At 38.6% G+C, this 21,785-nt stretch carries 20 protein-coding genes; all 20 read left to right on the top strand.

All coding sequences use genetic code 11. The features are described 5' to 3' along the window. The 20 genes from B9N66_RS05690 (at window position 1) to pssA (ending at window position 21,735) form a co-directional block, all read left to right on the top strand. Window positions 1-2,127 carry an STT3 domain-containing protein gene (locus tag B9N66_RS05690; RefSeq protein ID WP_087580263.1) on the top strand — a complete coding sequence of 709 codons (2,127 nt, stop codon included), beginning with the start codon at window positions 1-3 and terminating at the stop codon, window positions 2,125-2,127. After that, entirely contained in the window at window positions 2,127-3,644 is a 1,518-nt protein-coding gene (locus B9N66_RS05685; RefSeq protein ID WP_087580262.1) for an MATE family efflux transporter, read from the top strand. The genes B9N66_RS05690 and B9N66_RS05685 overlap by 1 nt, the downstream gene beginning before the upstream one ends. Then, a complete protein-coding gene (locus B9N66_RS05680) occupies window positions 3,645-4,406 on the top strand; it encodes a glycosyltransferase family 25 protein (RefSeq protein WP_087580261.1) in 762 nt (253 codons plus the stop codon). It begins immediately after the preceding gene. Next, window positions 4,407-5,339: a glycosyltransferase family 2 protein gene (locus B9N66_RS05675; protein WP_087580260.1), complete on the top strand. Its 933-nt coding sequence runs from the start codon at window positions 4,407-4,409 to the stop codon at window positions 5,337-5,339. Continuing rightward, window positions 5,336-6,394 carry a glycosyltransferase gene (locus tag B9N66_RS05670; protein ID WP_087580259.1) on the top strand — a complete coding sequence of 353 codons (1,059 nt, stop codon included), beginning with the start codon at window positions 5,336-5,338 and terminating at the stop codon, window positions 6,392-6,394. Before B9N66_RS05675 ends, B9N66_RS05670 begins: the two co-directional genes overlap by 4 nt. Continuing rightward, window positions 6,391-7,434 carry a glycosyltransferase gene (locus B9N66_RS05665; RefSeq protein ID WP_087580258.1) on the top strand — a complete coding sequence of 348 codons (1,044 nt, stop codon included), beginning with the start codon at window positions 6,391-6,393 and terminating at the stop codon, window positions 7,432-7,434. The genes B9N66_RS05670 and B9N66_RS05665 overlap by 4 nt, the downstream gene beginning before the upstream one ends. Next, a complete protein-coding gene (pglJ, locus tag B9N66_RS05660; protein ID WP_087580257.1) occupies window positions 7,431-8,555 on the top strand; it encodes an N-acetylgalactosamine-N,N'-diacetylbacillosaminyl-diphospho-undecaprenol 4-alpha-N-acetylgalactosaminyltransferase in 1,125 nt (374 codons plus the stop codon). Before B9N66_RS05665 ends, pglJ begins: the two co-directional genes overlap by 4 nt. Beyond that, window positions 8,548-10,647 (top strand): STT3 domain-containing protein, encoded by a 2,100-nt coding sequence (locus B9N66_RS05655; protein WP_087580256.1) that lies wholly within the window; start codon window positions 8,548-8,550, stop codon window positions 10,645-10,647. The genes pglJ and B9N66_RS05655 overlap by 8 nt, the downstream gene beginning before the upstream one ends. 2 nt (window positions 10,648-10,649) lie before the next feature. Next, complete coding sequence (gene pglA / locus B9N66_RS05650; RefSeq protein WP_087580255.1) at window positions 10,650-11,765, top strand: N,N'-diacetylbacillosaminyl-diphospho-undecaprenol alpha-1,3-N-acetylgalactosaminyltransferase; 1,116 nt, start codon at window positions 10,650-10,652, stop codon at window positions 11,763-11,765. Next, on the top strand, window positions 11,758-12,363 hold the full coding sequence (pglC, locus tag B9N66_RS05645) for an undecaprenyl phosphate N,N'-diacetylbacillosamine 1-phosphate transferase (protein WP_021088589.1): 606 nt from the start codon (window positions 11,758-11,760) through the stop codon (window positions 12,361-12,363). Before pglA ends, pglC begins: the two co-directional genes overlap by 8 nt. Continuing rightward, window positions 12,350-12,940 (top strand): UDP-N-acetylbacillosamine N-acetyltransferase, encoded by a 591-nt coding sequence (gene pglD / locus B9N66_RS05640; protein ID WP_087580254.1) that lies wholly within the window; start codon window positions 12,350-12,352, stop codon window positions 12,938-12,940. Before pglC ends, pglD begins: the two co-directional genes overlap by 14 nt. Window positions 12,941-12,988: 48 nt before the next feature. Continuing rightward, window positions 12,989-14,080 (top strand): UDP-N-acetylbacillosamine transaminase, encoded by a 1,092-nt coding sequence (pglE, locus tag B9N66_RS05635; protein ID WP_087580253.1) that lies wholly within the window; start codon window positions 12,989-12,991, stop codon window positions 14,078-14,080. Then, window positions 14,081-15,862 (top strand): UDP-N-acetylglucosamine 4,6-dehydratase (configuration-retaining), encoded by a 1,782-nt coding sequence (gene pglF / locus B9N66_RS05630; protein ID WP_087580252.1) that lies wholly within the window; start codon window positions 14,081-14,083, stop codon window positions 15,860-15,862. A gap of 17 nt (window positions 15,863-15,879) precedes the next feature. After that, the gene (hisH, locus tag B9N66_RS05625; protein ID WP_087580251.1) at window positions 15,880-16,491 is read left to right on the top strand and encodes an imidazole glycerol phosphate synthase subunit HisH; all 612 of its coding nucleotides are present in this window, start codon (window positions 15,880-15,882) and stop codon (window positions 16,489-16,491) included. Then, complete coding sequence (gene hisA, locus B9N66_RS05620; RefSeq protein ID WP_084042208.1) at window positions 16,491-17,201, top strand: 1-(5-phosphoribosyl)-5-[(5-phosphoribosylamino)methylideneamino]imidazole-4-carboxamide isomerase; 711 nt, start codon at window positions 16,491-16,493, stop codon at window positions 17,199-17,201. Before hisH ends, hisA begins: the two co-directional genes overlap by 1 nt. 64 nt (window positions 17,202-17,265) lie before the next feature. Beyond that, on the top strand, window positions 17,266-17,631 hold the full coding sequence (locus tag B9N66_RS05615) for a chemotaxis response regulator CheY (protein ID WP_002939933.1): 366 nt from the start codon (window positions 17,266-17,268) through the stop codon (window positions 17,629-17,631). After that, entirely contained in the window at window positions 17,631-18,464 is an 834-nt protein-coding gene (locus B9N66_RS05610) for a 50S ribosomal protein L11 methyltransferase (protein ID WP_087580250.1), read from the top strand. Before B9N66_RS05615 ends, B9N66_RS05610 begins: the two co-directional genes overlap by 1 nt. Beyond that, window positions 18,457-20,382, top strand: coding sequence for an ATP-dependent zinc metalloprotease FtsH (gene ftsH, locus B9N66_RS05605; RefSeq protein WP_087580249.1), 1,926 nt, complete (start codon window positions 18,457-18,459; stop codon window positions 20,380-20,382). Before B9N66_RS05610 ends, ftsH begins: the two co-directional genes overlap by 8 nt. A gap of 2 nt (window positions 20,383-20,384) precedes the next feature. Continuing rightward, window positions 20,385-21,011, top strand: coding sequence for a phosphatidylserine decarboxylase (locus tag B9N66_RS05600; RefSeq protein ID WP_087580248.1), 627 nt, complete (start codon window positions 20,385-20,387; stop codon window positions 21,009-21,011). After that, window positions 21,004-21,735: a CDP-diacylglycerol--serine O-phosphatidyltransferase gene (gene pssA / locus B9N66_RS05595; RefSeq protein ID WP_072594435.1), complete on the top strand. Its 732-nt coding sequence runs from the start codon at window positions 21,004-21,006 to the stop codon at window positions 21,733-21,735. Before B9N66_RS05600 ends, pssA begins: the two co-directional genes overlap by 8 nt. Window positions 21,736-21,785 lie beyond the last annotated feature (50 nt).

Genomic DNA, 21,785 nt, shown 5'->3' with positions numbered 1-21,785 from the left:
GTGCACAAAGTAAGCGTAAATTGTAAAATTTTACTTATATTTCTGGCTGCTTATCTGTTTGGATTTGCGGCTAGGATGCTCTGGGTATTGTGGGCAAAGGATATGCCAGAGTTTTACTTTAATGGCGAGTTTATGCTTACGACAAATGACGCATACTATTACGCAGAGGGTGCTAGAGACATGCTGGCTGGCTTTCATCAGCAAAATGACTTTAGCCCCTTTAATCACCCAATCTCAACTATAGTTTTTTATATTTGCAAAATTTTACCTTTTAAGATCGAAAGCGTGATGTTTTACATGAGCGTCTTTTTAACACCACTTATCGTGCTTCCAGTTGTTTTGATATCAAATGAGCTTAAGGCGCTAAAAGCTGGGGCTGTGGCAGCGTTTATGAGTGTTATCTTGCCAAGCTATCTTTCAAGGACATCGCCTGGATATTTTGATAGTGACATGTTAAATGTCACATTTGCGCTTTTTATTATCTATTTTTTGATCAGGCTTTTAAACACAAATGAACAAAAATTTATCGTTTTGCCTGGAGTCTTTGTGTCGCTTTATCTTTGGTGGTATCAAAGCTCATATGCACTTATTTTAAGCATTTTCTTTATGTTTTTACTATATACGCTAGTTTTTATGCGAGATAGATTGCAAAATTATCAAGCGATATTTTTTATGTTTATAAGCATCGTAAGCTCAAATGCTTTTACCAAAGATCCACTAATAGCAAATAAAATTTTGATTTTTAATTTAGTGGTTATTGCTTTATTTTTCTCTCTTTTTTTCAAATATAAAAATTTACTCTCAGCTAGAAATTTAGCCATTTTTCTTACTTTAATGCTAGCTATTTTTATCTATTTTGGTGGTTTTGATTTCATTACTTCAAAAATGGGTATTTATGTTTTTAAAGGCAATGAAATTCTTAGCGATAAATTTCACTTTATAAATGAGTATAATTTCATCAGTGAAGTAAAAAGTGCTAGTCCTTTGTATTTTATATATTTCATGTCAGGAAATATTCTTATATTACTGGCAGCTATTATTGGATACTTGTTACTTTGCTTTAAATTTCGTCCATTTTTACTTACTTTGCCAATGCTTGGACTTGGACTCCTATCTTTCTTTGGTGGAGTTAGATTTGTTATGTACGTAACACCACTTGTTGCGCTTGGTTTTGGGTATTTTTTGCATTTTTTTTTAAATTTATTTGATCTTAGAAATTCTATTAAAAATTTATCACTTTTGGTTTTTGTCGTAGCTGCTCTTGCTATAAATTTAGATTTTGCTTATTCATATAGGCCAAACACTGTAATTAGCCATGATGAAGCAGTAGCGCTTGATGGGCTCAAAAAGCTCACTAAGCGCGATGATTATGTATTTTCATGGTGGGATTATGGATATGCTATAAGGTATTTTGCTGATGTTATGACTTTAAACGATCCTGGCAGACAAGGTGGCGAAAATAATTATTTTGTTAGCCTTGCTTTGGGAAAAGATGAGGCTTTTTCGGCTAGACTTGCAAGAGTGGCAGTTACGTATAATGACATCTCGCTTGAGCAAAATATAAGGCCAATAGATAAAATTTTAAAAGACTACAACACAAGTGATATAAATACTTTTTTAAGTCAGCTTGAAAGCGAAAATTTCACTCTGCCAGCTGCAAAAAAAGATGTTTTTTACTATCTTGTGCCAAATATGATTGACATCGCACCAAATATCTTTAGATATAGCTATATCGACATTACAACTGGCAAAAGGCAAAAAGAGGATTTTTATCATGTTAGTGCATTAAATGGCGTTAGCGAAGCTGGTATTGACCTTGGAGACGGCTATACTTTGCCTACAAATGAGCAAAAATTTATCATACATAACGGCGAGAAAAAAGCTATAAAATCATTTTATAAGGTAAAAGGTGCTGGAAAAGATTTGCGAATAGATGAAAAAATCATAGATAAAAATGCCAAAATTTATGTGGTTTTTTTGGAAGATTATGCGCGGATATTGTTGCTTGATGAAAATGCTTTTAACTCATCTTTTGTGCAGCTTTTTATATTTGAAAAGGCCAATGAGAGATACTTTGAGCCATTTGTCATCTCAAGTGGCGTAAAAATTTATAGGTTAAAAATCTAATGCTAATCAATCTAATAAGCTCAATCGTCGTTTTTGTCGTATCAATGGGCATAAATTTCTTTCTTACGCCATTTATTTTAAAAAGCCTTGGTAACGAGGCGTTTGGTTTTGTAGGTCTTAGCAACGCCATCGTTAGCTACGCAGCAGTTATAAGTGTAGCAATAAACTCTGTTAGTGGGCGCTTTGTCGCTCATGCTTGGCACAAAAAAGATCTAAACCTTGCAAACACCTACTACTCATCAGTGCTTGTCGTAAATATCTTCTTTTGCGCCGTTGTCGTGGTGCTAAGCTCCGTTTTTATTATAAATTTGCAAAGCTTTTTAAATGTCCCTGAAAAATTACTCTTTGATGTAAGAATGACCCTTGTTTTTTACTTTATAAATTTCTGTGTTGGGCTATTTAACGGTGTCTTGACGGTTTGTGCCTTTGTGACAAATAAGCTCTATTTGCTCTCCATCAGAAATGCCATCTCAAGTGCGATCCTAGCGATCCTCATCGTGGCGCTCTTTTTCTTTTTTAAGCCATTTATCTCATACATCGCTATTTCAGCACTTATGGCAAGCCTTTTTGTATTTTTTAGTACCATTTTTATGTCATCTCGCATCACGCCGGAGCTAAAATTTAGCCTTGGCAAATTTGACTTTTCTAAGATCAAAGAGCTTTTAAGCTCTGGCATTTGGAACAGCTTTAATGCCCTAAACCGCATACTTTTAACAGGCATGGACCTATTTATCTGCAACATTTTCGTAAATGCAAACGCCACTGGTCTTCTTTCTGTCGCCAAGGCCGCTCCTATCATACTTGAGAGCTTTGTGGCGCAGCTTAGTGGTATCTTTGCGCCAAAATTTGTCGAGCTTTACTCTAAAAATTTGATCACGGATCTTATAAAAGAGGCAAAATTCTCTATGAAAGTGATCGCCTTTGTAATGAGTGCTCCAGCTGCATTTTTCGTCGTTTTTGGGCTTGATTTTTACACGCTTTGGTTACCGTTTAAAAGTAGCGAGGAGATAAAATTTATCTATAACGTCTCGATGATCACGCTTGTACCCATCGTCTTTATCAGCTTTGTTTTCTCGCTTTTTAACCTTGATAGCGCGACAAACAAGCTTCGCCGTCCAGCCATTGCCAACACTATTCTTGGCGTTAGCACGATCATAGCGCAGATCGCGCTGCTTAAATTTAGTGGCTACGGCGTTTACGGCATCGTCATCATCGCAGCCATTTTTTATAGCATAAGAATTCTTGGCTTCGACCTCATAAATGCTGCTTTAAATTTAGAGGTAAAGCTCACTACATTTTATGGGGTTTATTTTAAAAATTTAGCCGTTTTTGCGCTCTGTGTGCTTGCGATGTTTACCTGCAAGGACTTTGTGAGCTTAGATAACTGGTTAAAATTTGCTATCTTTGCTGTGATACACGCCGGCGCAGCTTATGTTTTGGGATATTTCTTATTTTTTAATGACTTCGAGAGAGGCATAGTCTGGCGTAAAATTTTAAAAAAAATTAAAAGGTCTTAAATGGATGAAATTTACCTGATCTCTTTGGCAAAAGATACCAAAAGGCGCGAGCTTTTGCAGCAGAAATTTAGCTCTTATGATAGCTTTAAGCTAATAGACGCAGTTGATGGCAGGGAGCTAAACGCGAGGGAGTACTATAAGATTATTTCGCCATCATTTAAAGCTTACGGCAAGGTTTTAAGCCCAGCAGAGGTTGGCTGTTCGCTCTCACACGTGAAAGCCTATGAGGCGTTTTTGGCAAGTGAAGCCAAATTTGCTCTCATCTTTGAAGATGACGTGATAGGGGGTGATGAGGACATAAAAGAGGCCTTTTTGGCAGCTAGCAAGATGCCTGAAAACAGCGTGTTGATATGTGGCATGCAAGATGGGCTGGAGGGCAGGTTTAGCGCCTTTGGCAAAAAGGTGGATACTAGCCTAAGTAGGCCGCTTTGGCAGGTCTCAGTGCACTCATTTTCAAGCATTTATAGAGCAGGGGCCTATGTGCTAACTAAAAAAAGTGCCAAAAATTTGCTTGAAATTCACAAACGTGCACTTTGTACGACCGATGTTTGGGACTATTTGCTTGGCGTTAATGATATGCAGATGTATTTTTGCGACCTTTTTGCGCACCCAACTGATCTTAGCGGCTCAAACATCGAAGGCGAGCGCCTTGAGAGAGGATACAGCGCAAATTTAAAGGCCTATATCAAGACAATTAAATTTATATTTTTCTCACGTCTTGAAAAGCTTCAAGGCTATGAGAGAATTTTTAAAAGGGGCTAAATGAGCGAGCCATTAATCAGCATCGTAACAGCGACCTACAAGCGTCCAGAGCTTTTAAAAAAGGCCATAAGAAGCGCTCTAGCTCAAAGCTATAAAAATTTAGAAATAATTGTAACTGACGACGGCAATGACGAGAGCGCGAGAGAAATTTGCAAGAGTTTTAACGACGCAAGGATCAAATTTGTAAAAAATAGTGCTCACAAAAAGAGCCCAAATGGCAACAAGAATAATGGCTTTGATAATGTAACAGGCGAGTTTATCTGCTTGCTTGACGATGATGACGAGCTTTTACCAGAGGCGATTGCTGAGTGCTATGAAATTTTAAAAAGTGGCGAGTATTCGTGCGTTTTTGCAGACGCGATCTGCGAAAAAGATGGCGTGATGACTGAGGTGATGGCTGGTAGAAGCCCATATAGCAAGAGTGGGGCGATGAGTAAGGTTGATTATCACTGCGGGCGGATAAATGGCGAGTATTTTAAACTTTTTTCGCGCGAATTTATAAACGGCTTTAGGTTTGATGAGAGCAGTTTTGGCGGCGAAAATGAGCTTTACATCCGCTTTTTTGAAAAAAATGTCTTCTATCTTAAAAAGCCACTTTACATCTACCGCATCGCAAGAAGTGATAGTGCTACGCTAAATGCCGGCAAGCACGCGTTAAGCGTGGCAAACGCCTATATAAAAACAGCAAATTTGCACTACGATATCGCTATAAAAAATGAGCCAAAATTTCTAGCTATGCAGTATAAAAATGCCGCTTACTACGCCAAGATAGCAGGCGAATATGGTTTGATGTTAAGGTGTATCTTTAAAAGCCTTAGCATTAAATTTAGCAAAGAAGCGTTTATTTTCTTGCTGCTTTGTCCGCTCCCAAGTGGGCTTTTACCAGCACTTTCAAAGCTTAGAGTAAAGATCAAGCAAAGGTTTGGTGTATGAAGATATTATTTGTCACATCAACGCTTAGAAGTGGCGGTGCGGAGCGAGTTTGCGCGGTGATCGCATCAAGATTTAGCATGGATCATGATGTAAGCCTTGTTAAATTTGACAATGATGAGCCATTTTACGAGCTAGCAAGTGGCGTGAAGCTCATAAATTTAGGCGTTGGGGCTGATGAGCTTGGCTTGGTTGGAAATTTAAAAAAGAGAGTTTCAAAGGTGCTTGCCTTAAGAGCGCTCATAAGAGAGGGTAAATTTGACGCTGTGATATCCTTTTTAGACGCTGTAAATACCTTGGTGCTCTTTAGCTCAGCTGGGCTAAAAACGCCTATTATTATAAGCGAGCACACAAACTATCTTGCGCCAAAAAAGGCGATCTTCAAGGTGTTAAGACGCATCAGCTATCCATTTGCAAACGCACTTAGTGTCTTAAGCGATGAGGATCTTAGTTACTACTCGAAATTTTGCAAAAATGTGATGAAAATTTACAACCCACTCTTTAAAGATATGTGCAGTGAGAGCTTTACGAAAGAAAATTTAGTCATCTTTGTTGGCAGGCTAAATAAGATAAAAAATTGCGAAATGTTTGTAAGAGTGGCTGCAAGCTTAAAACAAAGCGGCTATAAATTCGCAGTTGCTGGAGATGGCGGCGAGAGAGCAAATTTAGAAAATTTAGCCAAAAGCTTGGGCGCTAATGTCGAATTTTTAGGCAACGTTAGCGACATCGCCTCACTTTATAAAAGGGCAAAGGTGCTGATCTCTTGCTCAAATTTCGAGGGTCTTGGAAACACCTTAATAGAGGCGATAAACTATGACTGCGTGCGGGTTGCGACAAGGACTAGCGGGGCAAAAGAGCTTATAAAAGATGGCTTTGATGGCTTGCTTTGTGAGATAAATGACGCTGATCAGATGAGCGAAAAGCTTGCAAATTTGCTGCAAGATGAGGCAAAAATGGGCGAATTTGCTAAAAACGCAAGGGCTAGGCTTGATGAGTTTAGTGTGGAGCAAATTTATAAAAAATGGCTGGAGCTTTTAAAGCTTGGAGGTGTGAAGTGAAAATTCTTTTTGTCATCGCCGCACTTAGAAATGGTGGGGCTGAACGTGTGCTAAACGTGCTTGCAAACGAGCTTTGCAAAGACAATGAGATCACTATCGCTCTGCTTGAAGAGGATCTTGGGCTTTATAAATTTAGTGAAAAGATAAAGATCATAAACCTTAATGTGAGTGGTTCAGGGCTTGCTTTAAAATTTAAAAAAATCCTAGCTCTTAGAGCGCTTTTTAAGGAGCAAAGGGCTGATCTGATAATTAGCTTTATCGACTGGACAAACGTCGCTTGCGTGCTGGCAAATGCTGGGCTAAAGAGCAAACTAATAGCAACTGAGCATCACGAGCACAGCTACCTAAAAAGCAAAATCGCAAGTGCTATGCGTGATATTAGCTACCGCTTTGTAGATGGCTTAAGCGTGCTAAGTAAAAGCGACTACGACTACTATAAATTTGCCAAAAACCGCGAGGTCATCCACAACCCACTCTTTATCGACGTGCCTGAAGTTTGTGAGAAGCAAAATGTCATCTTAAGCGTGGCAAGGCTGGAGGCGGTAAAGGGCTATGATATCTATTTTGAGGCGCTTAGCAAGATGGATAAGAGCTTGCTTGATGGCTGGGAGATAAAGATCGCAGGCAGTGGCAGGCAAGAAGCCGAACTGAAGCAAATGGCGTCAAATTTGGGACTTAACATTAAATTTCTAGGTCATATGAGCGATGTTAGCAAGCTTTATAACGAGGCAAAAATTTTTGTTCTTAGCTCACGAAGCGAGGGACTTTCAAACGTGCTAATAGAATCAGGCGCCCTTAATTGCGCTAGGCTAAGTAGCGACACTGTGGGTGCAAGAGAGCTTATAAATGACGGCATTAACGGGCTTATCTTTAAAAATGGCGACGCAATTGATCTAAAAAATAAGTTTGAGATGCTTCTAAAAGATGAAAATTTAAGGGCAAAACTAGCAAAAAACGCCAGTAAAAATGCAAATTTATTTAGCAAAGAAAATATCATCAAGCAGTGGCGAGAATTTATAAAAAAGGTTGTTAGCAAGTGAAAAAATTAGCCGTTTTCTTATACTCGATGGGGCCTGGCGGGGCTGAGCGAAATGTGGCAAATTTACTGCCATTTTTGGTTAAAAGATATGAAGTTCATCTCATCTTAATGAGCAAGGTCATCGCTTACGAGATCCCAAGTGAGGTGCAAATCCACTTTATAGAAAATAGCGATCCTTATGAAAGCGGGCTAAAGAAGCTTGCAAGGCTCTTTTTAGCGATGCCAATGCTTGCCTTTAAGTATAAAAAGCTTTGTCAAAATTTAAACATCGACATGCAGTTTGTGCTGATGAACCGCCCTTGTTATATTGCTGGGCTTGCTAGAATTTTGGGCCTTAAAAAGAGGCTAGTTATCAGCGAGCGAAGCTGTCCATCGGTCCTATACAAAGACGATCTAAGCGGCAGGGTTAATAAATTTTTACTCACTCATCTTTATAAAAAGGCTGATCTAATTCTTGCAAATGCAGCTGGCAACAAAGATGATCTGGTGCGAAATTTTGGTATGAGTGAGGACAAAACAAAGGTGCTTTATAACGCCCTTGATCTAAAAACTATAAATTTGCTAAAAGATGAGCCACTTGAGAGTGACTTTAAGCCATTTTTCATAAACATCGGCCGTCTTGATAATGGTAAAAATCAAGCCATGCTAATAAAAATAATCGCCTCTATTAACGATCCTCGTGCTACGCTTGGCATTTTGGGGAAAGGGCCTTTAAAGGATGAGCTGCAAAATTTGATAGACAAATTTGGCGTGGGCGAGCGAGTAAAACTTCTTGGCACTGATAAAAACCCTTTTAGGCATATAAAAAACGCCTCTTGTTTGCTTTGTGCTTCGCGTTTTGAGGGCTTTTCAAATGTCTTACTTGAAGCACTAGCGTGCGAAAAAACTATCATCTCAACCGAGCATAAAAGTGGCGCAAGGGAGCTTTTGGGCGAGAGCGAGTTTGGCATTTTGGTGCCAGTTGATGATGAAAATGCGATGAAAGAGGCGATGATAAAGGTGCTTAATGCGCCTGAAATAAGGCAAAATTTTGAAAAGGTTGCGTATAATCGGGCTAAATTTTTTGATAGTGAAAATATAGCGAGCGAGCTTATAAATTTTTTGGAAAATCCTAATGAATAGAAATTTATTTTTTAAAAATTACTCTTTATACTTGATGATATTTGTCGCAGTCCTTTTTGGCATGGTTTGTAGGCTCTACTGGGTCTTTTGGGCGAGTGAATATCCGGTATTTTTCTGGAACAACGAGCTAATGATCAGCACAAACGACGGCTATGCATTTGCCGAGGGCGCAAGGGACATGCTAGCTGGCTTTCACCAAGAAAACGACCTTAGCTACTACGGCTATCCGCTTTCCACACTTACTTACTGGGTAGTGAAATTTCTAGGCGTCAAGCTTGAGACAGCGATGATTTATATGAGTGTATTTTTTTCATCGCTTGTGGCTGTGCCAGTTATTTTGATCGCAAATGAATACAAACTAAAAATGGCTGGCTTTATCGCCGCACTTCTTGCTGTTGTCTCAAACAGCTACTACAACCGCACAATGGCAGGCTACTACGACACTGATATGCTCATCATCACACTTAGCGTCTTTGTCGTCTGGGGACTTATTAGAGTACTTGAGAAAAAGGACGCAAAGAGCCTAATAATCGCACCTTTGAGTGTGCTTATTTATATGTGGTGGTATGCGAGCGCATTTTCGCTTATTAGCATTTTAACTGGGCTATTTTTACTTTACACGCTCATTTTTGATAGGAAAAATCCACTTTTTTACCTTGAAATTTCGCTGCTTTTACTTGCCATTTCAAATCTTGATCTAACACTTAAATTTATCGCTATCATGGCTATTTATGCGTTTTGTCTTTTTAAAAAAGAGGTGATAAATTTAAAATTTGCTCTTGGTGTTTTGGTTGTTGTTTTTGCTGTTTTTGTCATTCGTGGCGGACTAAATCCGATTATTTTTCAGCTTAAATTTTACGTCTTTAGAGATGCGCCTGAAGTTGGAGGCATGAGCTTTCACTTTTTTAATGTCAATCAAACCATCCAAGAGTCAAGCATCGTTGATTTTACGCTATTTTGCGAGAGGATCAGCGCAAATGTCATAACATTTTTGATCTCGCTTGCAGGCGTTGCTCTTTTTTGCATTAAAAACCGCTCATTTGCCGTCTCACTTGGCATGCTCGCACTTGGCTTTTTAGCCTTTAAAAGTGGTCTTAGATTTACTATTTACGCTGTGCCTATCATGGCTCTTGGCTTTGGCTACTTAGTGGAGTTTGTGCTTGCAAATTTAAAGCTAAAAGGGGCCGTTTTAAATCTCATAAGAGCCTTCATAGCGGCTCTAGTGCTTGCTCCAGCGCTCATTCACATCTATGGCTACAAGGCTGAGCCAGTCTTTGTAAATAAAGAGGTTGAAATTTTAAATAAGCTAAAAGGTATCGCAGGACGCGAGGACTACGTGGTTGCGTGGTGGGACTATGGATATCCGATCAGATATTACAGCGATGTTAAGACGCTAATTGATGGCGGAAAACACCTTGGACGTGAAAATTTTGCCGTGAGTTTTGTGCTTGGAAACGATGAGATGAGCTCGGCAAATATGGCAAGGCTTGATGTTGAGTACACAGAGAGAAATTTTAAAGAGCGATTTAATGGCAACTTGGCTCAAATTTTAAAAGAGAGAAATGCAAGCATTGATCAGTTTTTTAGCGATATAAAAGAGGCAAATTTTAGCCTACCAGCAAAGACTAGGGATATTTACTACTACTTGCCAGATAGGATGCTTGGTATTTTTCCGACCATTTTGCAATTTAGCAAGATCGATCTAAAAAGCGGTAAAAATTTAAACAACGGCCTTTTTATCGTCACAAGAGCGATCTCTCAAAATGAAAATGGCATTAGACTAAATGGTGGATTTACGCTCACAAGTGATGTCACAAATTTAATCTATGATGGCAATATCTTGCCTCTTAAATCTTTCATAGAGACTGATTATAACGAGGCTGGCAAGCTAAATGTCAAAGAGTATAAAAATAACGAAAGCTCAAATATTTCTGTCATTTTTATGAGAGATTATGGTAGGTTTATCATCCTTGATGAAAGTATTTTAAATAGCGCATACATCCAGCTTTTTGTGCTTGAAAGGTACGATCCAAAAATTTTTGAGCCAGTCATACTTGATGGGGCGGCAAAAATTTATAAACTAAAGAGGTAAAAATGGCAAGGATAGGGTTTTTAAGCCACGCTGACATGAGTATACACTTTTTTAGACGCCCTATTATGCAGGCTTTAAAAGATATGGGGCATGAAGTTTTTGCTATCGCTCCAAAAGGAAATTTCACTGATGAGCTTGCTAAAAGCTTTCACGCTGTTACATACGAGCTTGACAAGGCCAGTCTAAATCCGCTAACCGTCATAAATAACTCAAAAAAACTATCTCAAATTTTGGGCGAGCTAAATTTAGACCTGCTTCAAACTGGCGCTCACAAGTCAAATGTATTTGGCACGTTTGCTGCCAAAAACGCTGGCATAAAGCACGTGATAAATTTGGTTGAAGGACTTGGTAGCTTTTATATCGATGATGATATTAAGACAAAGGCCGTGCGTTTTGTCATGGAGAGCCTTTATAAGCTCTCTTTTGCAAAGGCTGATGCTTGCATTTTCGTAAATGACGCAGATCCAGACTATCTGATCTCAAGAAATTTGATAGACAAAAGCAAAGTGTACCGCATAAAAAGTGTCGGCGTGGATACTGCTAAATTTGATCCAGCTATCACGCAGGCGGCTAACCTTGGTGAAAAAAAGGTCATTTTAATGATCGCAAGAGCTATGTGGCACAAGGGTGTTCGTGAATTTTACGAGGCGGCAGAAATTTTAAATGGCTATAAAAACTGCGAATTTGTCTTTGTGGGTGAGGGCTTTGCTGGCAATAAATCAACCGCAGACGAGGCCTTTTTAAAAGGCGGCAAAGTGCGTTACCTTGGCGCTAGAAATGATATACCGCAGCTTTTAAAGGCCTCTTATTTACTGGCTTTGCCAAGCTATAAAGAGGGCTTTCCAAGGACGGTTTTAGAGGCGATGAGCATGGCTAAAGCAGTCGTAGCAAGCGATGTGACGGGCTGTAATGAGGCCGTGAAGGACGGCTACAACGGGCTTTTATGTAAGGTAAAAGACGCAAGTGATCTAGCTGGAAAGATAAAAATTTTGCTTGATGACGAAGCACTTTGTGCTAGACTTGGGCAAAACGGCAGAAACTGGGCGGTTAGCGAGTTTGACGAGAAGCAAATCGCGAAAAGATATATAGAAATTTATAGGAAATTTATAGATGTATAGAAATTTTTTAAAAAGGGTGATTGATATTTTGGGGGCACTATTTTTGCTCATTTTAACATCGCCTATCATCATAGCAACGGCGATTTTTATCTATTTTAAGGTAAGCCGCGATGTCATTTTTACGCAAGCAAGACCGGGTCTTAATGAGAAAATTTTTAAAATTTATAAATTTAAAACGATGAGTGACGAGCGTGACGCAAATGGCGAGCTCTTGCCAGATGAGCAGCGTCTTGGTAAATTTGGCAAACTGATCCGTTCGCTTAGCCTCGATGAGCTGCCACAGCTTTTTAATGTGCTAAAAGGCGACATGAGTTTTATCGGGCCAAGGCCGCTTTTGGTTGAGTATCTACCCATCTATAACGAAACGCAAAAGCACCGCCACGACGTACGCCCTGGTATCACGGGCCTAGCGCAGGTAAATGGCAGAAACGCCATAAGCTGGGAGAAAAAATTTGAGTACGACGTCTATTACGCTAAAAATTTAAGCTTTATGCTTGATGTAAAGATCGCATTACAGACCATCGAAAAGGTGCTAAAACGAAGTGGCGTCAGCAAAGAGGGGCAGGCGACGACGGAGAAATTTAATGGCAAAAACTAAGAAAATTTACATCTATGGAGCAAGCGGTCACGGGCTAGTCGTAGCTGATATCGCTAGAAGTAACGGCTACGATGAGATAGTTTTTTTAGATGACGCTAGCGAGCGTAAATTTAGCCCAGAGCTTGAAAAAGCCGACATTGTAATAGCTATTGGCGACAATAAAACAAGACAAAAAATCAGCCAAAAAGTAGAGGCTGCTGGCTTTGATATAGTAAATTTGATCCATAAAAGTGCGGTTGTGAGCGAAAGTGCTGTGATAGAAAAAGGTGTAGTTGTCATGCCAAATGCCGTTATAAACGCAAAAGCTCACATAAAAGAGGGCGCTATCATAAACTCTGGCGCGGTGATAGAGCATGAGTGCGTGATAGGTAAATTTGCTCACATCAGCCCAAATGCGGCTCTTGCTGGAAACGTTAGAGTGGGCGAATTTACGCACATAGGTATCGGCTCAAGCATCATTCAGGGTATAAGCATCGGCAGCAGCTGTATCATCGGCGCTGGAAGTGTGGTTGTAAGAGATATAAAAGATGGCACAAAGGCTTACGGCGTGCCAGCAAGTGAGCGTGCTAAGATATAAATTTAAAAATAAGTGCTAAAATCGCCAAAAAATCACGAAAGGGATGAAATGGATAGGGTTTTTTTATCTCCACCAAATATGAGCGGAAAAGAGCAAGAATATATAAAAAAAGTTTTTGAAAGCAACTATATAGCGCCACTTGGCGAGTATGTAAATAAATTTGAAGAAAGTATAAAAAGCTACACCGGAGCAAAAGATGCTCTTGCGCTAAGCGCTGGAACGGCTGCGCTTCACCTAGCGCTTCGCGTCCTTGGCGTAAAAGAGGGTGATTTTGTACTGGCTTCTAGCTTTACTTTCATGGCTTCAGTCTCGCCTATACTTTATGAAAAAGCAACTCCAGTATTCATAGACTGCGATGAGAGCTGGAATTTAAGCCCAGAGCTACTTAAAAAAGCGATATCAAATTTACCTAAAAAGCCAAAAGCGCTAGTCGTCACTCATCTTTACGGACAAGCTTCAAAGATGAAAGAAATTTGTGAAATTTGCCAAAATGAAGGCATCGCTTTGGTCGAGGACGCAGCTGAAGCGCTTGGTGGATTTTACGGCTGCAAGGCGCTTGGCACATTTGGCGTGATGGGCGGATATAGCTTCAATGGCAATAAAATAATCACCACTTCAGGTGGCGGTATGCTAGTTGGTGACAAGGAATTTGTAGAAAAAGCAAGATTTTATAGCACTCAAGCTAGAGAGCCACTGCTTCACTACGAGCACAAAGACTATGGCTACAACTATCGCTTAAGCAACGTACTAGGTGCTATTGGCGTGGCTCAGATGGAAGTTTTGGAAAAAAGAGTCGAGCAAAAGAGAAAAGTCTTTGAAATTTATGAAAAAGAGCTTGGCGATATATTAGAATTTATGCCAGAGCTAGCAAATTCTCGTGGCAACAGATGGCTCACAACTGGCGTTTTTGCTAAAAAAGATACACATTTAAAAGTTATCAAAGCACTAGCTGATGAAAATATTGAGAGTCGCCCACTTTGGAAGCCTATGCATTTACAGCCTGTATTTAAAGGTGCGTTAAGCTTTATCGATGGATATAGCGAAGACCTATTTTCAAGAGGAATTTGCTTGCCAAGTGGCAGCGATATGAGCGAGGAGACGCAAGCAAGAGTGATCAAAATAGTCAAGGAAAATGCGTAAATGTTTCATGCAACGAAGTTAAAAAGACTCGTATTTTTCCTTTTTGGCGATGTTTTTATATTTATCTTTTCGATATATACGGCTTATCTTTTAAGATTTAACGCTGACATCCCAGATATCTATATGCAGGGGCTTTTTGTAACGGCTGGATTTTTGATCGTTTTTAAACTATTTTTCATGTGGATGTTTAAAATTTACAAGGTGCCGTGGAGATTTTTTGGATTAAACGAAGCAAGAAAAATTTTCCTAGCTCACGTTTGCTCAGCGGTTTTATTTACGATCGTTTTTTTTATCATTCAAGATTTTTTAAATCCATATCCAAGAAGCGTTATTTTCATTGATCTTCTTATTTCATGCTTACTTGTTGGGCTTTTAAGAATTTCAAAACGCATGGTGCTTGACTTTTCAAACAGACCTCACAAAGGCGAGCCTTGTATCGTTATAGGCGCGACCTCAAAGGCGCTTCACGTCTTACGTGGCTTAAAGCAGGGCTATCTTGACTACTACGCAGTTGGCGTGGTAGATGGCAGAAGTGACCTTGTTGGCACATATTGTGATGGATTTTTAGTTCAAGATAAAAAAGAGATACCAAGCCTTATAAAAGATTATGACGCAAAGACCGCTATCATTGCGCTTGCGCTAGATCAAGACGAGCTTCAAGCCTTAGTTGATGAGCTAACTGGATATGGCATAAGAGATATGAAACTCTTTTCGCTTATCGAAAATGAGCCGATCAAGGATATCTCGATCGAAGACTTGCTTGCTAGAAAGCCAAAAGACTTAAATCCAGAAGCTATTTCAAATTTTTTAAAAGATAAGAGAGTACTTGTCACTGGAGCCGGCGGCAGTATAGGAAGTGAAATTTGTAAGCAATGCTTAAAATTTGGTGTAAGTGAGCTTATAATGGTTGAGCACAGCGAGTTTAACCTTTATAAAATAGGCGAAGATACAAAAGATAAAAGAACTATTAGCAAGCTTGTAAATATCACAAATTTAAAGGATTTTGAAGAGGTTTTTGCTGACTTTAAACCTGAGATCGTCATCCATGCCGCCGCATATAAGCACGTGCCACTTTGCGAGCTAAATCCTCGCTCGGCTGTCGAAAACAACATCCTTGGCACAAAAAATGCGGTCGATCTTTCAAAAAAATATGGCGTTAAGAAATTTGTCATGATCTCATCAGACAAGGCTGTGCGTCCGACAAATATAATGGGTACAACTAAGCGTGTTTGCGAGCTTTATGCACTAAATTCAAACGAAGCAGGTATATGCGAGATAGTTTGCGTTCGCTTTGGTAACGTCCTTGGCTCAAGCGGATCTGTCATACCTAAATTTAAAGCGCAGATCGCTGCAAATAGGCCACTAAGCGTCACCCACCCAGAGATCACAAGATACTTTATGCTTACATCAGAAGCTTGTCAGCTAGTCCTTCAAGCGGCCTCTATCGCAAAAGGTGGAGAGCTTTTCGTACTTGATATGGGCGAGCCTGTTAAGATCGTTGATCTTGCTAAAAAGATGCTTCTTCTTTCAAATAAAGAGCATTTGGGCATAGAATTTGTGGGTCTTAGACCAGGCGAGAAGCTTTATGAAGAGCTACTTATCAACAAAGATGATGTACAAACCAAGTATGAGTCGATCTTTGTAACGCATTCAGAGCCTTATGATTTAGTGCTTTTAAACTCGCAGATAAGTGAGCTTTTGCAGCTTGAGGATAATGAGATCGCACCTGCGCTTAAGGTTATCGTGCCTGAGTTTAATCATGCGCTAAATTTAAAAGGCTAATTAAAGGCAAAGAACCAATGATAGCGATAATTGACTATGGGGCCGGAAATATCAAAAGTGTGATAAATGCTTTCGATTTTCTTGACAAAAAATGTGCCTTAGTAAGTAAGCCCGAAAATTTAAAGGAGTATTCGCACATTGTTTTACCAGGCGTTGGAGCTTTTGGTGAGGCGATGAAGAAACTAAAATTTAACAGCATGGATGAAGCCGTAAGAGAAGCCGTAAAAAGCGGCAAAGCATTTATTGGTATTTGCCTTGGTATGCAGCTTTTATTTGAGCGAAGCTTTGAGTTTGGCGAGCATGAGGGACTCTCTCTTTTGCCTGGCAAGGTCGTAAAATTTAATGAAACTAATTTCGATAAGCCATTAAAAATACCTCACATTGGCTGGAATGCTTTGGAATTTAAGCAAAATAGCCCATTAAATTTAGGACTAAAAGAGCTTGAGTATTTATATTTTGTACATAGCTATCATGTGGTTTGTGATGATAAATTTGCACTGGCAAAGACGACTTATGGATATGAATTTACAAGTGCGGTTTGGCATGAAAATATCTTTGGCTTTCAGCCTCATCCAGAAAAAAGTCATGAAGCTGGACTTAAAATTTTAGAGAATTTTGCGAGGTTGTGATGGAAATTTTTCCAGCGATTGATTTAAAAGAGGGGCAAGCAGTTAGACTTAGTAAAGGTCTTATGCAAAGTGCAAAAATTTATAGCAACGAGCCAAGTGAACTTGCTAAAAAATTTGAAGATTATGGCGCAAAATGGCTTCATGTGGTCGATTTAGACGGTGCATTTGCTGGAGAGACGATAAATTTTAAAACAATTGAAAAAATTACAAAGGCTACAAATTTAAACGTCCAAGTAGGTGGTGGTATAAGAGATGAAGAGCGAATAAAACGCTATTTGGATTTAGGAGTTAGCAGAGTGATTCTTGGCTCAGTTGCTCTTAGAGATCCAGAATTTACAGCAAAAATGGCTGAAATTTATAGAGTTGTAGTCGGCATTGACGCAAAAGATGGCTACGTGGCCGTACAAGGTTGGGGTGAGATCTCAAATATAAAAGCAGTCGATCTTGCAAGAAAATTTGCAGATGTTGGCGTGGAAGCTGTGATTTGCACTGATATTAACAAGGATGGAATGCTTGGCGGAGTTAATGTTGAGTTTAGCTTGCAAATAGCTAGAAATAGCAAGCTTGAGACGATAGCAAGTGGTGGCGTGAGTGATATAAATGATATTTTGATGCTAAAAGCTACAAATGAGATTAGTGGCGTAATAGTTGGGAAAGCCTACTATGAGGGGTTGCTTGACCTAAAAGAGGCCTTTAAACTACTTAGATAGCGTTAAAGCTTTTATAAATTTTAAATTAGCTAGAATAGAGCAATTTTTACTAAAAGGATATTATGTGAAGATTTTGGTAGTAGATGATAGTTCAACAATGAGAAGAATCATAAAAAATACTTTACAAAGGTTAGGACATCAAGAAATTCTTGAGGCTGAGCACGGTCTTGAGGCCTGGAATATCTTAACTCAAAACGAAGGTATCGAAGTTCTTATCACTGACTGGAATATGCCTGAGATGAATGGTCTTGAACTTGTTAAAAAGGTAAGAGCAGAGCAAAAGTATGTTGATATGCCTATCATAATGGTAACAACAGAGGGCGGAAAAGCCGAAGTTATAACAGCTTTAAAAGCAGGTGTTAATAACTACATCGTTAAACCTTTTACGCCACAAGTTTTAAAAGAGAAGCTTGAAGACGTTCTTGGTTAATGAAAGATAAATTCTACGAATTAAGCATAAAAACATCAAATTTTTATGATGAAATTTTAGAGCTAGTTTTCTCTTTTGGAGTTACCTGTGTTGAAGAGCTAGATCACGAGATCATCATCAGGGAAGAGTATGATCTAAAAGATATAGCTTGGGGTATCGAAGAGTATGCAAAAGGGCTCTCTAGTGTTCGTAAAATTTCAAATGATTTAAAAATTTCTCTTAATTTAAAAGAAAATAAAGACTGGCTAGGTGAATATAAAAAGGCAGTTAAGCCTATTTTGGTTGATAAAATTTATGTTAGACCTAGCTGGGAAGAGCCACTTAATGGCGTAACAAATATCATAATCGACCCAGCTCTAGCCTTTGGCTCAGGGCACCATGAAAGCACAAATTCTTGCTTGCAGCTTTTACAAAAATATGCAAAAAGTGGCAATACTACTTTAGACGTGGGCTGTGGAAGTGGAATTTTAAGTATTGCCTTGGCAAAGCTTGGCTGCAAGATTGATGCTTGTGATACAGACGAGCAAGCCACACAAAGCTCACTTAGCAACGCCGAGTTGAATGAGGTTAAATTTAATAAAATTTGGACAGGTTCTATCGCAAATTTAGAGCAAAAATATGATATTGTCGTAGCAAATATCATTGCTGATGTCATTTTTATGCTCTCAAATGACTTAAAAAAATCGCTTAAAAAAGGTGGCTACTTGGTATTGTCAGGAATTTTAAACAAATACGAAGATAGGATTAAAGATGCGTTTAAGGATTTGGAGCTAATTGAGATAAAACAAAGTAACGATTGGAGCAGCTTTGTTTATAAGGAAATAGATGAATAACCAAAATAATAACCAAAACAATGGCAATAATAACGGTTTTTTTAATAAAAATCCTATTTTTATTTTTGCCATTTTTGCAATAGTTATAGTTTTAGCTTTTAGAAGCTTTAGTGGAGACGGACTAGGTGGCTCTTTTGGGCTAAATAGTAATGCTCAGAGTAAAATGGTAGCTTATTCTGAGTTTAAAGATATGTTAAAAAATAAGCAACTAAATGAGGTTGCTATCTCGGAGACTACCATAAAAGGCATAGGTAGTGACAAAACTATCTATCTTGCAAAACGCATAAATGATCCAACGCTCATTGGCATACTTGAGCAAAACGGCATAACTTATAGCGTTTATAGCGAAAATAACTGGTTTGGTGATCTTATATTTTCATGGATCATCCCGGTATTTATATTTTTTGCTATTTGGATGTTTATTGCTAGTCGTATGCAAAAGAATATTGGCGGTGGCATACTTGGCATAGGAAGTGCAAAAAAACTTATAAATTCTGAAAAACCAAAAGTTAAATTTGACGATGTCGCAGGCGTTGAAGAGGCAAAAGAAGAGGTTCAAGAGATAGTTGATTATCTAAAAAGTCCTGATAAATATCTAAGACTTGGGGCAAAAATCCCAAAAGGTATTTTACTAGTTGGCCCTCCAGGTACTGGTAAAACGCTTCTTGCAAGAGCAGTTGCAGGCGAGGCTAGTGTTCCATTTTTCTCTATGTCAGCATCAAGCTTTATAGAGATGTTTGTCGGTGTTGGCGCAAGTAGGGTTAGAGATCTTTTTGAAAATGCTAAAAAAGAGGCTCCAGCGATCGTTTTTATAGATGAGATCGATGCGATCGGTAAAAGTAGAAATTCTGGTCCGATGGGCGGCAATGACGAGAGAGAGCAGACGCTAAATCAGCTTCTTTCTGAGATGGATGGCTTTGACGCGGATAAGTCGCCAGTCATCGTAATAGCAGCTACAAACAGACCTGAAGTTTTGGATGCTGCACTTTTAAGGCCAGGTAGATTTGACAGGCAAGTGCTTGTTGATAAGCCTGATTTTAAAGGACGCTGCGACATTTTAAAAGTTCATATGAAAGATGTAAAGATTAGCAAAGATGTAAATATCGAAGATATTGCAAGGCTTACGACTGGTTTAGCTGGTGCTGATCTTGAAAATATCATAAATGAGGCTGCACTTCTTGCAGGACGTAAGTCAAAGACCTTTGTCGAGCAGGCTGATCTTGTGGAGGCTGTCGAGAGATCGATCGCTGGTCTTGAGAAAAAGTCTCGCCGCGTAAATCCAAAAGAAAAAAGGATCGTCACTTATCATGAGTGTGGTCATGCCTTGATAGCTGAGCTAACAAAAGGTGCAAAAAGAGTAACAAAAGTCTCAGTCGTACCACGTGGTCTTGCGGCACTTGGCTATACTCTAAACACGCCTGAAGAGAATAAATTTATGATGCAAAAGCATGAGCTGATAGCAGAAGTAGATGTACTTTTGGCTGGTAGAGCTGCTGAAGAGGTGTTTATTAAAGAAATTTCAACTGGAGCTAGCAACGACCTAGAGCGTGCGACCGATATCATAAAAGCTATGGTTAGTATGTATGGTATGAGCGATGTTGCCGGTCTTATGGTGCTTGAAAAACAACGTGCTACATTTTTAAATGGTGGTCAAAGTATCAAAGACTATAGTGATAAGATGGCTGAAAAGGTTGATGAGTTTGTAAAAACACTTCTTCATGAAAGATACACAGCTGTACTTGGTTTGCTTGAAATTTATAAAGGTGCTATTGAAAATATGGTATCAGCACTTTATGAAGAAGAAACAATCGAAGGAAAAAGAGTTAGAGAGATCATTAAAAACTACGAGATCGAAAATGATCTAGAGAGCAGACTCGTAGATACTGAAGAAGATGAAAAGAGTAAAAAAGAGGAATAAAAATGAGTGGCTATATCGCGAAAGCAGGATATAAATTTATATTATTTTTTCTAATTTTATTTGTTTTATCTTTGCTGTTTGGGATCTTGCCACTTTTTTTTGCTATTTTACTTTTTTTGGGACTTTATTTTTTTAGAGATCCTGAGAGAGAGCCATTTTCTGATGATAAATTGGCTTTACTATCGCCGATTGATGGCAAGATAAAAGAGATCAGTGCTTCAAATTTTGACAATAATGAAGTAGCTAAGATCGTTATAAAAAAATCTTTTTTTGATGTTGGTACATTAAGGGCTGTAAGTGATGTAAAAGTAGCTGAAATACGTAAAAGACATGGCTTATTCTTATGCCAAGCTATGAAAATTTCAGAATTTTTAAATGAAAGAGCTATTATTCGCTTTGAAAAAGAGAATATAAAATTTGTTATGAAAATTATAGCTGGAGCTTTCAGTCGAAGTTTAGAAATTTCAAATGTTACTAGCCTAAAAGCATCTAGAAAATTTGGTTTTTTAGGAAGTGGTGAGGTGATTTTATACCTACCAAGAGATACTAAGATATGTGTAAGCGTCGGAGAAAGCGTAAAGGCTGCTTCACTTTTGGGATATTTTGAAGAGGGAAAAAGAGATGAATAACATACAAAAGATGCAACTAATGTATATCTTGCCAAATTTATTTACAGCAGCTAGTGCTTTTTTGGGTGTTATTAGTATTATTTCATCTATTCAAGGTAACTATTTTAAAGCCATTATTTATATAATCTTATCGCTTATTTTAGATGGACTTGATGGGCGTGTGGCTAGACTTACAAAGACAACTAGTAAATTTGGAGTAGAGTTTGATAGCCTTGCAGATCTTGTTGCCTTTGGTGTAGCACCAGCGATTTTATTTTATTTGACTATTGGTAAAAATTTTGGTAGATTTGGGGCACTTATAGCTGCTATGTTTGTAGTTTTTGGAGCTATTAGGCTTGCTCGCTTCAATGTCACTACTGGCACATATGAGCCAAATGTTTTTATCGGACTTCCTATTCCATCAGCAGCTATTGTGAGCGTACTTTGGGTTGGTATTTATATTGACTATACTTTTTTGGAAGGATTTGAGTGGTGTTTGATGCTACTTGAAGCTACTTTGGCAGCTTTAATGGTTAGCAACATTCGCTATCCGAGCTTTAAAAAAATAAATTTAAAACAAACCCATGTGATAAGAATTTTAGTAGCTCTTGTAGTTGCATTTTCGATGCTTTATCTATATCCATTTGAAAGTGCGACTTTGGTTATGAGCGTCTATATGCTTTATGGCATAGTAAGAGCCACTATAATGTTTAGTAAAAATTCCAAAAAAAAGGAGAGCGAATGAGCGAAAATGGCGTCATAAAATCACGTAAATTTTTACCAAAAATCGAAATC

Source organism: Campylobacter concisus (assembly GCF_002165775.1).
Lineage (GTDB): Bacteria > Campylobacterota > Campylobacteria > Campylobacterales > Campylobacteraceae > Campylobacter_A > Campylobacter_A concisus_E.
The sequence above is the reverse complement of the archived record's forward strand: the minus strand, read 5'-3'. Positions and strand labels throughout refer to the sequence as shown.